This is a genomic window from Pseudomonas sp. GW460-LB5 (genome assembly GCF_059423245.1).
Window position 1 is genome coordinate 224,514 of sequence record NZ_JBWKXT010000001.1, and the last position, 17,617, is coordinate 242,130.

Sequence of the window (17,617 nt, forward strand, 5' to 3'; positions counted from 1 at the left end):
CGAAGCATGCTGCCGTAAGCTATTGAGGAAAATACAGCCTGCCGGTCGCCAGCTCTCTGTCGGGAGTCGCGGAAAACGGCCCGGTCTGGCCCATCAGTTGGCGCCATCTTGATATTTGCTGCCTGGGTAGATTGCTGGTCTGAGCTGTCACTTCAAGGGACTGCATGAAACCGGCACGATGTACCCAGATGGGTCTGTCATAGCCATGTACCGGCCGCTGCAGCACATTGGCGATGCGTTGTGCTGCTCCACTCTTGCCGCCATAACAGGCCAGCAAGACGATAGGTTGGTTGTCGGCCATGCCGGCGAGGCGCGGTGCGATTTCCCGCAGTGCAACACGTACGGCATCTTCCATCTGGCCTGCGCCGTTCATCAACTGGCCAGCCTTGCTGCCGTGGGTTTCGAAGGCACGGATACCTTGCCCCACGAAGTTGTAATGCATGGCAACGTCGTTGGCCATGCCGTCAGCCGAGTAGATCACGGCGGTGTTTTGTACCTGCCGGGGGGCGGGCGTCATCGGGTTGGCGAACGCACGCTTGGCATTAGCCCTGCCAGGTGAGCGGAGCGCTTTGCTGGCGACTTTGGTCGAGCCAGGCGCCATCCCGATTACGGCACTGGCCAAGCCAGTACCCAGTGATATCCAGCCCAGTACGTTGGCGGCTTTTTCGTCCGCGCCACTGGCTTGCATCGTCATGCTGGCGATACCGGTGCTCAGGGAGATAGCGTTCAGTGCGGCATTGCCGATTGCCAGCGCCGCACTGCCGGTCAGCGCACTGCCGCCATACAGGGCGACAATGGCGGGCACGGCGGCGCCCAACGTGCTGATTGCGGCCGCTGCGCCTATCGCCAGGCCTACGCCTGCGATCGTCCAGCCGACCCAGCTGTGGCCATCGGGGTCGATGCGGTTGACCGGATCACCGGCGCAGTACGCGTAGGCATTGAGCCCACCACGGTCGAACGGGCTGTCACTGTCGGGGCTGAGGAAGGTCATCAGGACAGGATCGTATGGCCGGTAGCCGGCAGGGATGTACCAGCCCGTCAGCGGTTCGCGGCGCAGCCCGGCAAAACCGAACGGAGCTTGCTGGTCGTTTTCGGGTTCGGCGCCATGCGGGCTGTAATGGCACTGGCGCAGTCGCTCGTCGACTTGCAACCGTACGGTGCCTTGGCCATCGCAGCCAAGCAGGCGGATGGTGGACTCCCCGCCATCCTTGCAGCTCACGGCAAACACTTCGGCGCCGTCACCAATCAGCCCCAGGCGCAGCTCACCGTGCTGTTCGTGGGTCAGTTGCCCGGCGCTGTAAAAACTGCGTACCCGGCCATGGTCCAGTTCACGTTCGCAGAGGTTACCGCTGGCGTCGTAGTGGTAATGGCAGCTAGAGCCACTGTGCTCGACCTGTACCAAACGGTCGGAGCTGTTCCAGGTCAAGGTGCGGCCCAAACTGTCGGCGATGAGCCGGCCACAGGCGTCGTACGTCAGTTCGATGCGGGCTGGCCAGCTTGGGTGGGAGTGGGTAACCGCGCTGAGCTGGGTCGGATCGTTCGCCGCGTAGCTGAACTCAGCCGCGTCCTGGCTACCGTCGGCAAAGGTGCTGACCACTCGCTGATAACCATCCAGCGGGTTGAAGGTATAGCGTTGTTCGACGATGGGATTGCCGAACGGGTCGAGTGGCGCGCCGTCGGCGCTGGAGCGGTAGCGTACCAAGCGGCCCCGCCGGTCGTAGTCGAAATACTCTTCGGCGCCGTTGATGCTGCGCTGGATCACTTGGTCGAGGGCTGAATAGGCCAGCGTCAGGGTGATGCTACGCTCCCCCTCGGTATCGCTCACGGTGTAGACGCTGCGCTGTTCTCGGCCCATGGTGTCGTAGCTGATCCGCCGGGTCAGGCTCCGCGCACGGGCAGGGTCGTGGGTGGTAATGCTCAGCGGGCGGGAGAGGGCGTCGTAGCTGAACTCGGTTTGTACGCCGTCTACCTCAAGGCGCTGCAGGCGCCCGAACCTGTCGAGATGGCGATGGTGTTCGGCTCCCGCAGCGTCGGTGAATCCCACTGGCAACCCGTTGAGCGAATGGCGCCAATGGGTGGTGTGCTCGACCTCGTCGAGGTTCCAGCTGTCGCGCAAGGGCAGCCCGGAAGGCGTGAGTTGCCAGCTGAGGCTGCCGAGCCCGCCGCGGGCGTTGGTCGGAATGCCGAGCGTGGCATGATAGGTCAGCTGCTGCTCGGCTTCGCCGTCGGCTGCGGTGCCTAGCAGGGCATTGCCCAACTGAGGCTCGTAGCGGTAGGTCACGTGCTTGCCATCGGCCAAGGTGTTGGCGACGGGCGGCAGCTGGCCTGGGCGGTAGTGATAGTGGGTGGTACGCCCGGCGACCTGCACCGAGCGCTGCCGGCCGAGCCCATCGAAGGTCTGGCGGCCGAGTATCCAGGCGGTTTCGCTCATTGCCTGCGCCTCACCGACGCTCGAGCTGACAGCAATGCTTTGCGGGTGATGGCCATCACTGTGCTCGGCGAAGGTCCAGGTCACCACTGTATTGTCCGGCAGGTGCTTTTCGATGATGCGTGAGTAGGCGTCATGGCGCAGGCGGGTGACGATGTCGGGTGAGCCTTCTACCTGGATGCGCTGCTCGATGACCCGGTCGAGGCCGTCGCGCAGCAGTAGCAGGGTGCGGGTGTGTCGCCCGCGGGTATCGTAATCCTGCTGTTCCACCGGGCTGCCGGCAGCGTTGTGCGAGATGACCTGGCGCGGCCCCTGTAACTTGCCTGCCGCTTGCCACTGTTCGCTGCGGCGGGTGATGGGGTCGTGGTGGAGGTGCTGTTCGATGCCTTCCAGGCTGGTCACCTGGCAGGCGTGGCCCCAGTCGTCGTAGCGGATTGTGCGGGTCAAGGTGAGCAGGTTGTCGGCCTTGAGCCAGTCCAGTGAGGTCTGGCTGACCAGGCGGCCGAGGGCATCGTACTGGTTGCGGCCTGTTTCGCGGAACACGCCCGGGCTGTTATCGAGGTCTTCAAGGTGAATGCTCACGACCCGGCCTTCGCCGTCGAGCCATTGGCGCTGTCGGCGGCCGGTGATATCGACCTGCTCGATCAATACCGGATTGTACTGGCCGTTCGGCCTGGCTTGCCTGGCGAACTCGTCGTTGAGGTGATAACGGGCCAGGCGCTGGGTCTGGTAAGGGCTGCCTGCTGCGGACCTGGTGCATACCACACGGCCTAATCGGTCATATTCATAACGGGTAATGGCACCGCTGTCGTGCCGCTCCCAGAGAGTCTGGCCGGTGAGCATCGATTGTGCATGAGCGGTGCTGGAGCGGTTTTCTTCATCGTTCTCAAAGCCCTGCAGGGTGACTTCGGTCACCAGTGCATCCGCGGTGGCACTGTAGCTGTAAAAGGTAGTTGTGCATTTGCCGTCGAGGGTGACGACGCTCTTTTCTTCCCGGCCATACGTGGTACCTGCAGTGGTCAGGTAGAACTGCCGGGTATGCTCGATCACCCGGTTCTCGGGGCCTTCGAGCTGCTCGCTGGCCACCAGTACGTGGGGCAACGCGCCTTCGATCAGCGAAGGTAGCGTCTGGTAGGTATAAGTAGTGGCCAGAACAGGGGCTGCGCCTTTGGCGATGACGGGGATAACGGTCTTTTTTTTCAGGAAACGTACCCGGCCGAGTGCGTCTGCGGGGCAGCCTTCGGCACCTTCTGCCGGGTAGTATTCGTAACATTCCTCGACGCCGCTGGGGAATAGCACGCGCAGAGGGTTGCCGAAGTCGTCATAGACATAGCGGGTGCTCTCGCTGCGGCTTTGGCCGGGCCGGGAATGATCCAGATAGGTGACCGATACTTCGTGGGGCAACTGGCACCAGGCCGGTTGCTCCTCCCAACTGAGTGCCGGATCGACGCCGTAGAGCGTTTGCTCGCGCGTTTCGCAGTGCCCCCGGCGGGTCACTTCACTTACCTGCAAGTGGAAACGGTCCCAGGTGCGTTCGACTGTAGCCAGAAGCCTGCCCTGGCCATCGGTCTGTTCTTCCACCATCTGGTATTGATAGTCGCTGTTGACCTGGTAGAGGTTGTCCCGCCCGCTATGCCATTCGAACGCCTGGTCGCTGCCATAGCCCAGGTGGTTGTGATCGCCGATCCACTGGTAGCTGCGTTGGAGCTCACTGCCCGGGCCAGCACTGGTATGGGTCCATCCCATGACGCGGGGCAGGAATGCCAGGGGGCCGCCTTCGGGCATGCGCAGGCCTTCACTGTCCTGGGACCAGTGGACGATGTCGCGGGCACCGAGAGGGCCGATAAAGCGACGTGGCAAGAGGAGCTGCGCCTGCCCCGGCACGTTCAGGGCGTCGTACTCGATTTCGAATGGCTGGTCGATGTCGGGGAGGTACAGCTGGCTCAAGCGCTCATTGCTCAGCAGCGCCCTCAGAGTAGCGGCGTGGGCCGTTTGTGGATTGAGCACGAAACGCAGTTCACTGGCTTCGGTTTCCAGGGCCAGCAATGTACGGGTTTCATCGCGGATCCTGGCCAGCGTCGATATACCGTCGGCGAAGGGCATCCAGTCGAAATACAGGCGGCGCCCTTCGGGTGAGCGCATCTCCTCAAGCAAGTAGCGGGTGCTGTCGTCCTGTTGGCGAAGAATCTCGCTTTCGCCGGTTTGCTTGTCGACCCGGAAATTGCCATCGGCTTGACGCGTGACTGTGAAGGTTGGCAGTTTCTGATCGAAAAATGCCAGCCGGCCATCACTGCACGGGTCGGAGTTGATCAGATCAATGGCGAACTGCTCGCCTGAAGACAGGCTCAGACGCGGGTTATCCTGATCAAGGTTGATTTCCGATAGCCCCAGGCTCCAGCCCAGGCCATAGCCACGGTTACAGGAAGAGGCCAGGGTGCTGAAAGCCAGTGTCACGCTCAGCGTTGGCCCGCACAGCTGGTTGGCGGGAGGCACGGGCAGGGCAATGGCCAAGCAGAACTGGCCTGTTCGGTTGTCGACAGCGGTCTTGAAGCAATCAAGAAAGTTGCCGGCTTGGGAGTGTAGTGGAGCGTCACGCATGATCAGGCTCTCGTCATCGAAGTGAAGAGGCCCAATTCAAGGACACGTGGCGAGCTGGCTGGCGCTAGATAAGTCTTTGAGAGGCGAGATGCGTGACGTTGAAAAAAGCCCCGACAGAAGCTGTACGGGGCTCTTGTAGCACGCGACCTGCGAGCAGCTGATCAGCCGACCAGAGGATCACCGACATGCAGGATCTTCATGCCGTTGGTGCCGCCGATGGTGTGGTAGCTGTCACCTTTGGTCAGGATCACCCAGTCACCCTGTTGCACCAGGCCACGCTTGAGCAGCTCGTCGACTGCCGCCTGGCTTACCTTGTCGGCCGGCAGCGAGGCCGGGTCGAAGGCGATCGGGTACACGCCGCGGAACATCGAGACGCGAGCCTGGGTCGCGCGGTGCGGCGACAGGGCGAAAATCGGCACGTGCGAACGCAGGCGCGACATGATCAGCGGGGTGTAGCCGCTTTCAGTCAGGGCGATGATCGCCTTCACGCCCGGGAAGTGGTTGGCGGTGTACATGGCCGCCAGGGCGATGCTTTCGTCGCAACGTTCGAAGGTGGTGTGCAGGCGGTGGCTGGACTTCTGGTTGGTCGGGTGCTTTTCGGCACCTTGGCAAATCCGCGCCATGGCCTGTACGGCTTCGATCGGGTAGGAACCGGCAGCACTTTCGGCCGACAGCATCACCGCATCGGTGTTGTCCAGCACGGCGTTGGCCACGTCGGACACTTCAGCGCGGGTCGGCATCGGGTTCTGGATCATCGACTCCATCATCTGGGTCGCCACGATCACCGCCTTGTTGTTGCGGCGGGCGTGCTGGATGATCTTTTTCTGGATGCCGATCAGCTCGGCGTCGCCGATTTCCACACCCAGGTCGCCACGGGCAACCATCACCGCGTCGGAGGCGGCGATCAGCTTGTCGAGGGTCTCGTCGTCGGCAACTGCTTCGGCCCGTTCGATCTTGGCCACCAGCCAGGCGCTGCCGCCGGCCTCGTCACGTAGCTTGCGTGCGTATTCCATGTCGCTGGCATCACGCGGGAAGGAAACGGCCAGGTAGTCCAGGTCCATTTCCGCGGCCAGCTTGATGTCGGCCTTGTCTTTTTCGGTCAGGGCCGGCGCGGTCAGGCCGCCACCTTTGCGGTTGATGCCTTTGTGGTCCGACAGCGGGCCACCGATGATCACCACGCAGTGCAGGGCGTCTGCAGTGGCGGTTTCGACGCGCATGACCACACGGCCATCGTCGAGCAGCAGTTCGTCACCGACGCCGCAGTCCTTGACCAGGTCGGGGTAGTCGATACCGACGATGTCCTGGTTGCCTTCGGTCAGCGGGTGGGCGGTGGAGAAGGTGAACTTGTCACCGATCTTCAATTCGATGCGCTTGTTGGCGAACTTGGCGATGCGGATCTTTGGACCCTGCAGGTCGCCCAGCAGCGCGACATGGCGGCCGTTCTTGGCGGCGATGTCACGGATCAGGCGAGCGCGGGCCTTGTGCTCGTCCGGGGTGCCGTGGGAGAAGTTCAGGCGTGCCACGTCCAGGCCGGCAAGGATCAATTGCTCGATCACTTCCGGCGAGTTGCTGGCGGGGCCAAGGGTGGCGACGATTTTGGTACGGCGGATGGTCATGCACAGACTCCTATAGTGAAGCGCAGCGAAAGGCTACTCCTGAATCTCGCTGTAGTCATTGTTCCGTTGCACTACCTGCGACCAAGGCAGGGTGGCATTTGAACGGTCGGGGTATGCTTGCAAAAGCCTGTGAAGATTTGTTGGCGATGGCCGATACACAGGCATCAAAGGAGATCCCCATGCGAGCCCTGATCGTTTTAGCCCTGGCGGCCAGCGCCGTCGGCTGCACCCGCTGGTCCATGGACCACCACCTGAACAATGCCTACCGCGCCTACGACCGTGGCGACTGCGCACGGGTCATGCTGGAGCTGTCGCAGGTCGATCGCACCAGCCGTTCGCGGCCGTTCATCCACCCCGAGGTGTCGCTGCTGCGTGGCCAGTGCCTGGAGCGCCAGGCGCTGTACGTGGATGCCGCGCAGACTTATCAGTACCTGATCCAGAAATACCCGGGCAACGAGTACGCCTATCGTGCCCAGGCACGCCTGCAGACCCTTGAAAAACTCGGGCATGCCCGTAGCGGCGAAGCGGCTGTGGCCAACCCGGTGACCACCGCACCTTGGCGATAACACCAAGGTGTGGTTTATTTCACGGGATTTGCTGCGCGCCCTGCGCTAATCTGTAACTCAGCTGTTACAACAACCGCCAGTACCTTGTATTCCTGGCACCAGGTACGGAATACACACGCGATCATGTTCAACAAGCGCCACATCGAGCGTCATCAGCTGCCTTGTATCCTCAAGGTATTCAACCGTTTTACCGGTCAGGAGATCGGCCAGCTGGGTAATGCCTCCGAGGATGGGCTGATGGTCATCAGCCAGCTGCCTGTGCTGGTAGGGCCCGATTACGAACTGCAATTGCGCTTGCCGCTGGTTGGCGGCGGGCATCAGTTCGTCAACCTGACCGCCAGTTGCCTGTGGTGCCGCGAAGACCAGACGCCAGGCCACTACGATTCCGGCTTCATGCTGTTGCAGGCGCCTCGCGAATTCGACGAGTTCGTGCGCTCACTGCGTGATTATTTCAGTTTCCTGCCTGCCAACGCTTCTGTCTGAGGCTGCGCTAGAATCGGGTCGACCTTGATACAGGACGACCCCGTGACCTCAAGCATTTTCTGGCACGACTACGAAACCACCGGCATCAACCCGCGTTGCGACCGGCCGCTGCAGGTGGCCGGCGTGCGCACCGATTTCGACCTTAACGAAATCGATGAGCCGATCAGCCTTTATTGCCGGCCTTCCGATGACATCCTGCCACACCCGGCGGCTTGCCTGGTGACTGGCATTACCCCGCAGTTGCTGGCCGAGCAAGGCCTGTGCGAGGCCGAGTTCATGACCCGGGTGCATGCGCAACTGGCACACCCGGGCACCTGTGGTGCTGGCTACAACACCCTGCGTTTTGACGATGAAGTGACCCGCTACAGTTTGTACCGAAACTTTTTCGACCCCTATGCCCGGGAGTGGCAGGGCGGCAACAGCCGCTGGGACCTGATCGATATCGTGCGAACCGCCTACGCGTTGCGCCCTGACGGTATTCAATGGCCGCAACAGGATGGGCGCACCAGCCTGCGCCTGGAACTGTTGAGCAAAGCCAATGGCATTGACCATGGGCATGCTCACGAAGCGCTTTCCGACGTGCGGGCAACCATTGCGCTGGCCCGTCTGATTCGGCAGAAACAACCCAAGTTGTATGAGTGGCTCTTCCAGTTGCGCAGCAAGCATAAAGTGATGGAGCAGATCCGTTTGTTGCAGCCACTGGTGCACATATCCGGGCGCTTTTCGGCGGCGCGTAATTACCTGGGTGTCGTACTGCCATTAGCGTGGCACCCACGTAATCGCAATGCGCTGATCGTCTGCGACTTGCATCAGGAACCCCTACCGTTACTAAGGGAAAGTGCCGAGGTTCTACGCCAGCGCTTGTATACCCGTCATGAAGCACTGGCCGAGGGTGAATTACCGGTGCCGCTCAAACTGGTACAGATCAATCGCTGCCCGGTACTGGCGCCACTGTCGGTATTGCGCCCGGCCGACCAACAACGATTAGGCCTGGACTTGACGTTGTTACAATTGCGCGGCGAACAGTTGGCTAATCAACAGGCGCAATGGCAAGACAAGCTGGAGCACATCTACGGCAAGGAAGACTTCACCCCGACAGAAGACCCGGAACAACAGTTGTATGACGGTTTTGTAGGGGACCGAGACCGCCGCTTATGTGAGCAAGTGCGTATGCTGGAACCCGCGCAGTTGGGCCGTGGGCAGTGGATGTTCGATGACCCGCGTTTACCGGAATTGCTGTTCCGCTATCGGGCGCGCAACTTCCCCGAAACCTTGACCAGCGAAGAGCGTCAGCGCTGGTATGGCTTTTGTCAGCAGCGCCTGAGCGACCCGCAGTGGGGGGCGCCCAATACGCTGGGCGACTTCGAACAGGCGCGTCAAAAAGCCTGGGAGGGCGCTGACGAGGCTGGGCGGCGTGTGCTGGAAGCTTGGCAACTGCACGCCCGGCAACTGCAGGAACAATTTGCAATTGGCTGACAGCGGGGCAACAAAAACGCCGGCAATGTGCCGGCGTTTTTGTTGCGACAAGCAAAAGGCAAATGCGGACAATCAGTCCAGCAGGGTTGCCCAGCTCTCAACCACATCACCACCCCAAGTGGCTTTCCACTCTTTCAGGGTTTTGTGGTTGCCGCCTTTGGTTTCGATGACTTCACCGTTGTGCGGGTTTTTGTATTGCTTGACCTTGCGCGCACGTTTGGTGGCAGTAGTCTTGACCGCACCGCGAGGTGCCTTGCTCAGTTTCGACTCTGGGTCGAGCAGGGCAATCACGTCGCGCAGCGACTTGGAGTACTCGCCCATCAGAGTGCGCAGTTTGCCTTCGAACTCCAGTTCTTTTTTGAGCTTGTCATCCTGCGACAGGTTGGCCAGGCGGGCCTGAAGTTCCTTGATGGCTTCTTCGGTAGCGCGGTACTCGTTGATCAGGGACATGGAGTGTTCCTTAATGCGTGTTCAGAAATGTGTGGAGCAATAATAGACAGGCGATAGTCGCAAGTAAACATGATATTGGGCGATTAACTGTTAATTAAGCTGTGACAATATTTCTCTACGTGAACAAAAATTTACTTAAAAACCCTGTTTTTCCACGTGTCTGTCAGGCAATGCCTGCGCTGTGTATGGCGACCGGCATACGCCATCGTGGCTGCGATCAATACTGCGTTTTTTCTGGCGTGCCGCTAGAATAGGCGCCTTTGCGAAGTTCTGGAGTCTCATTCATGCGCACCTATCGTCTGGTGATCGCCTGCCCCGACCGTGTCGGCATCGTGGCGAAAGTCAGTAATTTCCTGGCCTTGTACAATGGCTGGATCAACGAAGCCAGTCACCACTCTGACGAGCAGAGCGGTTGGTTCTTCATGCGCCATGAGATCCGCGCTGAATCCCTGCCGTTCGGTATCGAAGCCTTCCGCGAGGCGTTTGCGCCGATCGCCGAAGAGTTCTCCATGACCTGGCGCATTACCGACTCGGCGCAGAAAAAGCGTGTGGTTCTGATGGCCAGCCGAGAGTCGCACTGCCTGGCCGACCTGCTGCACCGCTGGCACACTGATGAACTGGACTGCGAGATCCCTTGCGTGATTTCCAACCACGACGACCTGCGCAGCATGGTCGAGTGGCACGGCATTCCTTTCTTCCACGTGCCGGTTGACCCCAAGGACAAGGCCCCGGCCTTTGCCGAAGTGTCGCGCCTGGTTCAGGAGCACGCCGCCGATGTGGTGGTGCTGGCCCGTTACATGCAAATCCTGCCGCCGCAACTGTGCCGGGACTTTGCTGAAAAAGTGATCAACATCCACCACAGCTTCCTGCCGTCGTTCGTCGGTGCCAAGCCTTACCACCAAGCCGCCCTGCGTGGCGTGAAACTGATCGGCGCGACCTGCCACTACGTCACCGAAGAACTGGACGCCGGCCCGATCATCGAGCAGGACGTGGTGCGTGTCAGCCATGCCGACAGCATCGAGGACATGGTCCGCTTTGGCCGTGATGTAGAGAAGATGGTGCTGGCCCGCGGCCTGCGTTATCACCTGGAAGACCGGGTGCTGGTGCATGGCAACAAGACTGTCGTTTTCGATTGATGATGCAGGGGCGCAAAGCGCCCCTGCAATCTTGAAAGGAACACTGATGGCCACACAACGCAACACCCCCAATGCCTCACCACCTCCCACTCTCGGCGAAGGTTGCCTGGCCCGCTACGACCCCGAAGCCCTGGATGATACTGACGGCACCGACTTCCCCGGCGCTGCCGAACTCTGGCAACAGCTCAACCCGCCTGACGCCGCCAGCGCTCCAGTAACGGACGCGCCAGCAGGCACACGAACACCGGCCCACCCGCCAGCAGATAAAAGTAGTAGGTAACCGCCCGCCATATCAGGATGGCCGCGGCGGCGGTAGAGCCGCCCACCCATGGCGTCAGCAGGCTGGCCGAGGTCAGCTCGGCGGCACCGGCGCCGCCTGGCAGCAGGCTGAGCTGGCCGGCGCTGAGCGACAGCATCTGCACCAGAAAACTGGGGATCCAGGCCAGGTCCACCCCCAATCCCCTCAAGACAAGGTACAACACGCTGTAGCGCAGAGCCCAGTGTGCACAGGTCAAGGTGAACACCAGGCTGAGTGTGCGCTTGGGCAGCTGCCAGGTTTGCGTCAGCGCGTGCACGAAGTGCAACAGCTTGCGCGCCCAGCGGCGTTTGCGCCGCTGGCTCATGCCCAGGCGCCGCAGCAGCCTGCCGTTCAAGCGCATGACCTGACGGCGATAGCGTAGCAGCCCGACCACCCCGGCCAGTGCTGTGCACAGTAGCAGCGCACTGCCCAGCAACATGCTTTCCTGGCTGCGGCCCAGGCTGTGGAACAGCGCGTAGCCAGCTATTGCCAGCATGGCGCAGAAGAAGAACACCAGATCGTTCAACTGGTCCATGGCGAATACAGCGCCGCTGCGTGCCGCGCTGATGCGGTCACGTGCCAGGAGGGCCATCAGGGTCAAGGGCCCGCCGCTGCCACCGGGGGTGGTGCAGATGGCAAATTCGGTGGCCATTATCACGCCCAGGCTACGCAGGGGCCCAAGCCTGGCTCCCTGCTGGCCGAGCAACAGGCGCAAGCGAATGGCGTTGATGGCCCAGCACAGCAGAATCATGCCCAGCAGGGTGAGCATCAGCACAGGATCGAAGCGTTGTAGCCTCGGCAGCAGCTCGCTGCCACCGAGCAGGATCGGCACGAGCACCGCCGCCAGCAGTGTCAGGCCCAGCCAGGCCAGGCGGTTCATGCGCTTGCCTTGCGGTCCAGCCAGGCCGACTTGGTCAGGGGCTCGCGGCCTTGAGCCAGCAAGCTGCGCAAGGTGTTCAGCCAGTAGTCCCGGGATGAACGGTGGCGCATGTCCACCGGGTGCAGGCCCAGGCGCAGGGTCTCGGCATTGCGCCACCGGTGGCATTGCCAGTCGCACAGCACCCTGGAAAGCCCTCGGCGCCACGCGCTGCGGGCACTCCACACCAGCCCCGGGGCTTCGATCGCGGTGAAGTCCGGCAAGCGGTACAGGTGCTGCGGCGTGCTGGTGTAGCGCAGGGGAAGGCGGCGCAGGGCCTGGCGGGTGCCTTCGCTCATCAGCCAGGCCGGCGCTACAAAGCCTGCTACAGGCCAGCCTTGCTGGTGGAACAGTGCCAGGCCGCGCTCCAGCCGTTGCAGGGCCTGCTGCTGGTCCAGGCCGTAGAATTCACCTTCGTGGGTGTAGATACGGCGCATGAAGTAGTCGCCGGGTGTGCGTGGCGGTGGGCTGTTGTCGGCATGGTAGTAGCCGTGCAAGGCCAGTTCATCGCCCTGGGCCAGGCGCCGGTCAAGGAGGCGGCAGAAGGTGGGCGAACGCAGCAGCAGGTTGCGCTGGTGAAAGTCTGGCACCACAAGCCAGGTCATGGGGACGCCGCCGAGGGTGTCGACGGCTTCGACGAAGGGTTGATAGTCTGGCCAGGTCTCGGGCGCGACGTCATGCAGCACCAGCATCAGGCTGCGCGACGCCGGCCATGCCTCAGCCATGGGCGCGCACCTGCAGTGGATGGCCGAGCACCGCGTGGTAGTGCTGCAGGAGGCCGCATACCACGTTGTCCCATGAATAATGCTGCTCCACATGGCGGCGCGCCTGCGCCCCGAGTATACGTACGCCGGCCTCGAACGCCTCGCGCACGGCTGCCGCCATGGCGTGGCCATCATTGGGGCGGCACAGGCGGCCGCACTGTTCGTTGACGATTTCACTGAAGGCACCGGCGCGTACAGCCACCACCGGGATGGCGCTGGCCATCGCTTCAAGAATGACCAGGCCAAAGGTTTCCTGGTCCCCGGCGTGCACCAGCAAATCGGCGCTGGCCAGCAGCCGGGCAACTTCCGGCGCGGGGCAGAAGTGGTCGATCACGCTGACGTTGCGCGGCACATTGGCCGGCATGTTCGAACCCACCAGCAGCAGGTGGTAGGGGCTACCCAGCTGCTGCATGCAGTCGAGCAGCACTGGCAGGTTCTTTTCCCGCGAGCCGCGGCCGGCATAGATCAGCAGGCGGCTGGTGTCAGCGATGCCCAGTTGCGCGCGCAGGTGCGGGTCGCGCTGGTCTGGGTTGAAGGTGGCCAGGTCCACCCCCAGGCGCTGCACATGCACATCGCGTACACCCAGGCGGCGCAGTTTGTCGGCCATGACCTGGCTGGGCGCCAGCACCCGGTCGAAATTGCCGTACAGCTTGCTGACGTAGGCCTCGACATTGGGCGTGAACCAGTTGCCCATGCGGTTGCTGACCAACAACGGCAGGTCTGAATGATAGAAGCCGATCACTGGCACATCGAGTTGACGCCGGGCCTCCAGCGCAGCCCAGGCGGTCAGATAGGGGTCGCCGACCTCGATCAGGTCGGGCTTGAGCCGTCGCAGTTCATTGCACCAGGGGGCCAGGCGCACCGGGAAGCGGTAACCCTTGCCGAATGGCAGAGGCGGGGCGGGCACCTGATAGATGCCATCGGCGTGCTGTGCACTGGCACCGGGTATCAGCAGGCTGTGGCGTACGCCGTGAATGGCGTCGAGGCGGCGGTGTTTGGCATCAAGATAGGTTCGTACGCCGCCGCTGGCCGGGGCATAGAACATGGTGATGTCGGCGATGTGCACGATCAGCATCCCTCCAGGATCATCTTCGGGCTTGTCATCCGGCGATGACGCGCCTACAGGTTGACCTGTGTGAAGGATAGTTTGTTCGATCGGGGTTTGGCGGCCCAGGGCTGAGGGGGGTGTTGGTTTCTTTGTGGGCACGCCCGCTGCCGCAGAGACTGCACAGACCTTGAGGTTTGTGTCAGCCGTTGCGGGAGCGGGCGTGCCCGCGAAACAGTGTCTTTAGATGCGGAAACTGCCCACCAGGTGCTTCAGGCGGCCGGCCTGCTGCTCAAGGTCCGAGCAGGCGCGCAAGGTGGCTTGCAGGTTCTCCACGCCTTCCTGGTTGAGCATGTTGATCTCGTTGATGTCCATGTTGATCGCCTCGACCACGGCGGTCTGCTCTTCGGTGGCGGTGGCCACCGACTGGTTCATGCCGTCGATCTCGCTGATGCGTACGGTAACGCTGTCCAGCCGCTCACCGGCCTGGTTGGCGATCTGCACACTGTCCTGGCTGTGGCGCTGGCTTTGGTCCATGGTCTCGACCGACGCGCGGGCGCCCACCTGCAGCTCTTCGATCATGGTCTGCACTTGCTGCGCCGATTCCTGGGTACGGTGCGCCAGGTTGCGCACTTCATCGGCCACCACGGCAAAACCACGGCCGGCTTCACCGGCGCGGGCCGCTTCGATGGCGGCGTTCAGCGCCAGCAGGTTGGTTTGCTGGGAAATGCTGGTGATCACTTCGAGGATCTGGCCAATGTTGACGGTCTTGTTGTTCAGCGTCTCGATGTGACCGCTGGAGCTGACGATCAGGTCGGACAGGCGGTTCATTGCCGCAATGTTGCGCTCGACCACCTGTTGACCCTCTTCAGCCAGCAAGCGAGCCGAGCTGGCGTGCTGCGACGCCTGAGCAGCGTTGCCGGCGATTTCCTGGGCGGCGGCGCCCAGTTCGTTGATGGCGGCGGCCACGCTGTTGGTACGGTTGGACTGTTCGTCAGAATTGGTCATCGACGAGTTCGAGGCGCTGATGACACGCAGGGCCACTTCGTTGACCTGCTCGGTGGCCGAGGACACTTCGGCGATGGAGCTGTGAATACGCTCGACGAAACGGTTGAAGGCGGTGCCCAGGATGCCGAACTCGTCGTGGTTGTGAATGCGCAGGCGTTTGGTCAGGTCGCCTTCACCCTCGGCGATGTCTTCCATGGCGCGGGTCATGGTATGCAGCGGCTGCATCAGCACGCTGATCAGCAGGCCAAGCAGGCCGATGATGATCACCACCGCCACCACCGTGGCGATCACCGCCGAGGTGCGGAAAGTGCTCAGCATCGAGAAGGCCTTGTCCTTGTCCACCGACAGGCCGATGTACCAGTTGGCCGAAGGCAGGCCGGTGATCGGGGTGAAGGTCAGCAGGCGGGTCTGGCCTTCGCTCTGCACTTCGGTCAGCTCACCGGTCAGCTTTGGCGTGTGCTGCGGGAACAGGTCCGACAGCGACTTCATCACCAGGTCTTGGTCAGGGTGCACCAGGATCTTGCCCTGGTCGTTCACCAGGAAGGCGTAGCCCATGCCGCCGAAGTTCAGCGAGTTGATGATCTGCACCAGGCCGTCCAGGGCCAGGTCGCCCCCGACCACGCCGACACTGCTGGAAACCTTGCTGAGGATGCCAATGACCATCTTGTTGGTGGTCATGTCGATGTACGGTTCGGTCAGTGTCGCGCCGGTGGCGTTCATGCCGTCCTTGTACCAAGGGCGGGTGCGCGGGTCGTAGCCATCGGGCATTTTTGCGTCCGGGCGCACGCTGAAGCCGCCGTCCACCTTGCCCAGGTAAACGGTGAGGAAGCTGGAAATCAACGCATTCTGGCCCATCAGGGTTTCGGCGTTGGTTGGGTTTTGGGCAATGTTCTGTGCCAGGTTTTCCACCAGCTTGATACGGCCATCGAACAGGTTGCGGATGTTGGTCGAAGTGGAGGCGCCCATTTCAGCGAGATAGTTTTCCAGGTCCGCGCGGATCGCATTACGCTGGAGGTAATCGTTGTAGAGCGTGAACAGGCTGAAGGCGAGTATCACGATCAATGATGCTGCCAAAAGAATCTTGTGGCTGAAACGAAGGCTTTTGTTCATGGCGTAATCGGTTCCGCTAAGGTGTTATATCAGGCGTTCGCACGGGTGGAGCCGCAAAGCAGTGCAACATCCCGAAAAGTCCCTTTTCGGTTGTTCCTCTCTAATTAAGGCGAATATCACCCAAAGGTATCGGCCGAATTAAGGCAAAGCTTGAGCAGAGGATTGCAGAGATGTCGGAAACTTCGACCATAGTTGTGGGTGCTGGCCCAGATGGCCAGCCAGTCGGGCAAGCGATGCGGCTGGCCAACCGCCATGGCCTGGTGGCGGGCGCGACGGGTACTGGCAAGACCGTGACCTTGCAGCACCTGGCAGAAGCGTTCAGTGACGCAGGGGTGGCCGTATTCGCGGCCGATGTCAAAGGTGACCTGTGTGGGCTGGGGGCTGCCGGCGCGCCGCAGGGCAAGGTGGCCGAACGCATCGCCGGCATGCCGTGGCTGGGGCACACGCCTCAGGCCTACCCGGTCAGCCTCTGGGACATCGCCGGGCAGTCCGGCCACCCGCTGCGCACTACCCTCAGTGAAATGGGGCCGTTGCTGCTGGGCAACCTGCTGGAACTGACCGACAGTCAGCAGGCGGCGCTGTATGCAGCTTTCAAGGTGGCCGACCGTGAGGGCCTGTTGCTGCTGGACCTCAAGGACCTCAAGGCGCTGCTCGCGCACCTGAAGGACAACCCACAATTGCTGGGGGAAGACAGTGCGCTAATGACCACGGCCTCGACCCAGGCGCTGTTGCGGCGCCTGGCGACCTTGGAGCAGCAGGGCGCCGAGGCGCTGTTCGGCGAGCCGGCATTGCAGCTCGAGGACCTGCTGCGGCCAGATTTGGATGGCCGTGGGCGCATCCACCTGCTCGACGCCAGCCGGCTGGTGCATGAGGCGCCCAAGGTGTACGCGACTTTCCTGCTGTGGCTGCTGGCCGAGCTGTTCGAGCAGTTGCCCGAGCGTGGAGATGCCGACAAGCCGGTGCTGGCCTTGTTCTTCGATGAAGCGCACTTGCTGTTCAACGGTACGCCAAAAGCGTTGCAGGACCGCCTGGAGCAGGTGGTGCGGCTGATCCGCTCCAAGGGTGTGGGGGTGTATTTCGTCACCCAGTCACCGGGTGACTTGCCGGATGCGGTGCTGGCCCAGTTGGGTTTGCGCATACAGCATGGCTTGCGGGCGTTTACCGCCAAGGAGCAGAAGTCGCTGAGGGCGGTGGCCGATGGCTTTCGCCCGAACCCGGCATTCGACACCCTGGCGGTGCTGACCGAGCTGGGGATTGGCGAGGCGTTGGTGGGTACCTTGGAGGAAAAGGGCACGCCTGCCATGGTGCAGCGGGTGCTGATTGCGCCGCCGCAGTCGCGTATCGGGCCACTGAGTGCGGCCGAGCGAGCTGCGCTGATTGCTGCTTCGCCGCTGGTGGGGCGCTATGACAAACCGGTGGACCGTGAGTCGGCCTATGAGAGGCTGACCCAGCGCAAGGGCGAGGCGTTGGAGCCGGCGCCGCAACCGAAGGTGGACGAGGAGAGCTTTGCCGACAAGGCCGGCGACTTCTTGCAAAGTGCGGCGGGGCAGGCGATCAAGTCGGCAGTGCGCCAGGCGGCCAATCAGTTGGGGCGACAGCTGGTGCGAGGGCTGATGGGATCGTTGCTGGGGGGCAAGAAAAGGTAGTTTGCCTGTACCGGCCCTATCGCCGGTACAGGAATGACTCCTGTGAAAAAGGCGCCCATGAGGCGCCTTTTTCTATT

General features: G+C 62.1%; 12 protein-coding genes and 1 pseudogene. 5 read left to right on the forward strand and 8 right to left on the reverse strand.

Features of this window, described 5'->3' with window-relative positions:
* Nucleotides 1-19 precede the first annotated feature (19 nt).
* Complete coding sequence (locus AC07XM_RS01090) at nucleotides 20-5,026, reverse strand: RHS repeat domain-containing protein (RefSeq protein ID WP_096426713.1); 5,007 nt, start codon at nucleotides 5,024-5,026, stop codon at nucleotides 20-22.
* Nucleotides 5,027-5,187: 161 nt separating this feature from the next.
* Nucleotides 5,188-6,642: a pyruvate kinase gene (gene pyk, locus AC07XM_RS01095; RefSeq protein ID WP_016488898.1), complete on the reverse strand. Its 1,455-nt coding sequence runs from the start codon at nucleotides 6,640-6,642 to the stop codon at nucleotides 5,188-5,190.
* Nucleotides 6,643-6,821: 179 nt separating this feature from the next.
* On the opposite strand from pyk, the gene AC07XM_RS01100 reads away from it, so the two are divergent.
* The 3 genes from AC07XM_RS01100 to sbcB all read left to right on the forward strand — a co-directional run bounded on the left by AC07XM_RS01100 (nucleotide 6,822) and on the right by sbcB (nucleotide 9,167).
* Complete coding sequence (locus AC07XM_RS01100) at nucleotides 6,822-7,208, forward strand: tetratricopeptide repeat protein (RefSeq protein ID WP_102689320.1); 387 nt, start codon at nucleotides 6,822-6,824, stop codon at nucleotides 7,206-7,208.
* A 123-nt stretch (nucleotides 7,209-7,331) separates the two neighbouring features.
* Nucleotides 7,332-7,691: a PilZ domain-containing protein gene (locus tag AC07XM_RS01105; RefSeq protein ID WP_016488896.1), complete on the forward strand. Its 360-nt coding sequence runs from the start codon at nucleotides 7,332-7,334 to the stop codon at nucleotides 7,689-7,691.
* Between the two features lie 42 nt (nucleotides 7,692-7,733).
* Entirely contained in the window at nucleotides 7,734-9,167 is a 1,434-nt protein-coding gene (gene sbcB, locus AC07XM_RS01110) for an exodeoxyribonuclease I (protein ID WP_095116016.1), read from the forward strand.
* Nucleotides 9,168-9,239: 72 nt separating this feature from the next.
* On the opposite strand, the gene mvaT is transcribed toward sbcB, so the two are convergent.
* On the reverse strand, nucleotides 9,240-9,617 hold the full coding sequence (mvaT, locus tag AC07XM_RS01115; protein ID WP_012273998.1) for a histone-like nucleoid-structuring protein MvaT: 378 nt from the start codon (nucleotides 9,615-9,617) through the stop codon (nucleotides 9,240-9,242).
* A gap of 284 nt (nucleotides 9,618-9,901) precedes the next feature.
* Here mvaT and purU point away from each other — a divergent pair, with 284 nt between their 5' ends.
* A complete protein-coding gene (purU, locus tag AC07XM_RS01120; RefSeq protein ID WP_016488894.1) occupies nucleotides 9,902-10,753 on the forward strand; it encodes a formyltetrahydrofolate deformylase in 852 nt (283 codons plus the stop codon).
* 185 nt (nucleotides 10,754-10,938) lie between these two features.
* Here purU and gpgF read toward each other — a convergent pair whose 3' ends face one another.
* The 5 genes and pseudogenes from gpgF to AC07XM_RS01145 form a co-directional block, all read right to left on the reverse strand.
* On the reverse strand, nucleotides 10,939-11,931 hold the full coding sequence (gpgF, locus tag AC07XM_RS01125; RefSeq protein ID WP_102689321.1) for a glucosaminyl phosphatidylglycerol flippase: 993 nt from the start codon (nucleotides 11,929-11,931) through the stop codon (nucleotides 10,939-10,941).
* Nucleotides 11,928-12,692, reverse strand: coding sequence for an N-acetylglucosaminyl phosphatidylglycerol deacetylase (gene gpgD / locus AC07XM_RS01130; protein ID WP_016488892.1), 765 nt, complete (start codon nucleotides 12,690-12,692; stop codon nucleotides 11,928-11,930). Before gpgD ends, gpgF begins: the two co-directional genes overlap by 4 nt.
* Nucleotides 12,685-13,806, reverse strand: a complete 1,122-nt coding sequence (gene gpgS / locus AC07XM_RS01135; RefSeq protein ID WP_016488891.1) for an N-acetylglucosaminyl phosphatidylglycerol synthase — start codon at nucleotides 13,804-13,806, stop codon at nucleotides 12,685-12,687. The genes gpgD and gpgS overlap by 8 nt, the downstream gene beginning before the upstream one ends.
* 213 nt (nucleotides 13,807-14,019) lie before the next feature.
* Nucleotides 14,020-14,784 (reverse strand): methyl-accepting chemotaxis protein, encoded by a 765-nt coding sequence (locus tag AC07XM_RS01140; RefSeq protein WP_371262295.1) that lies wholly within the window; start codon nucleotides 14,782-14,784, stop codon nucleotides 14,020-14,022.
* A gap of 93 nt (nucleotides 14,785-14,877) precedes the next feature.
* A pseudogene (locus tag AC07XM_RS01145) lies at nucleotides 14,878-15,894 on the reverse strand (cache domain-containing protein); the annotation flags it as partial.
* A gap of 170 nt (nucleotides 15,895-16,064) precedes the next feature.
* Between AC07XM_RS01145 and AC07XM_RS01150 the strand changes: the two are divergent.
* Nucleotides 16,065-17,540, forward strand: coding sequence for a helicase HerA-like domain-containing protein (locus AC07XM_RS01150; RefSeq protein WP_023048374.1), 1,476 nt, complete (start codon nucleotides 16,065-16,067; stop codon nucleotides 17,538-17,540).
* Nucleotides 17,541-17,617: the final 77 nt, after the last annotated feature.

Excerpts from the sequence above, each read along its gene's own strand:
- gpgS (WP_016488891.1), bottom strand. The coding sequence starts at position 13,806 with ATGCTGATCGTGCACATCGCCGACATCACCATGTTCTATGCCCCGGCC.
- AC07XM_RS01100 (WP_102689320.1), top strand. The coding sequence starts at position 6,822 with ATGCGAGCCCTGATCGTTTTAGCCCTGGCGGCCAGCGCCGTCGGCTGC.
- gpgF (WP_102689321.1), bottom strand. The coding sequence starts at position 11,931 with ATGAACCGCCTGGCCTGGCTGGGCCTGACACTGCTGGCGGCGGTGCTC.
- mvaT (WP_012273998.1), bottom strand. The coding sequence starts at position 9,617 with ATGTCCCTGATCAACGAGTACCGCGCTACCGAAGAAGCCATCAAGGAA.
- AC07XM_RS01150 (WP_023048374.1), top strand. The coding sequence starts at position 16,065 with ATGTCGGAAACTTCGACCATAGTTGTGGGTGCTGGCCCAGATGGCCAG.
- AC07XM_RS01140 (WP_371262295.1), bottom strand. The coding sequence starts at position 14,784 with ATGACCAATTCTGACGAACAGTCCAACCGTACCAACAGCGTGGCCGCC.
- gpgD (WP_016488892.1), bottom strand. The coding sequence starts at position 12,692 with ATGGCTGAGGCATGGCCGGCGTCGCGCAGCCTGATGCTGGTGCTGCAT.
- purU (WP_016488894.1), top strand. The coding sequence starts at position 9,902 with ATGCGCACCTATCGTCTGGTGATCGCCTGCCCCGACCGTGTCGGCATC.
- AC07XM_RS01105 (WP_016488896.1), top strand. The coding sequence starts at position 7,332 with ATGTTCAACAAGCGCCACATCGAGCGTCATCAGCTGCCTTGTATCCTC.
- AC07XM_RS01090 (WP_096426713.1), bottom strand. The coding sequence starts at position 5,026 with ATGCGTGACGCTCCACTACACTCCCAAGCCGGCAACTTTCTTGATTGC.
- pyk (WP_016488898.1), bottom strand. The coding sequence starts at position 6,642 with ATGACCATCCGCCGTACCAAAATCGTCGCCACCCTTGGCCCCGCCAGC.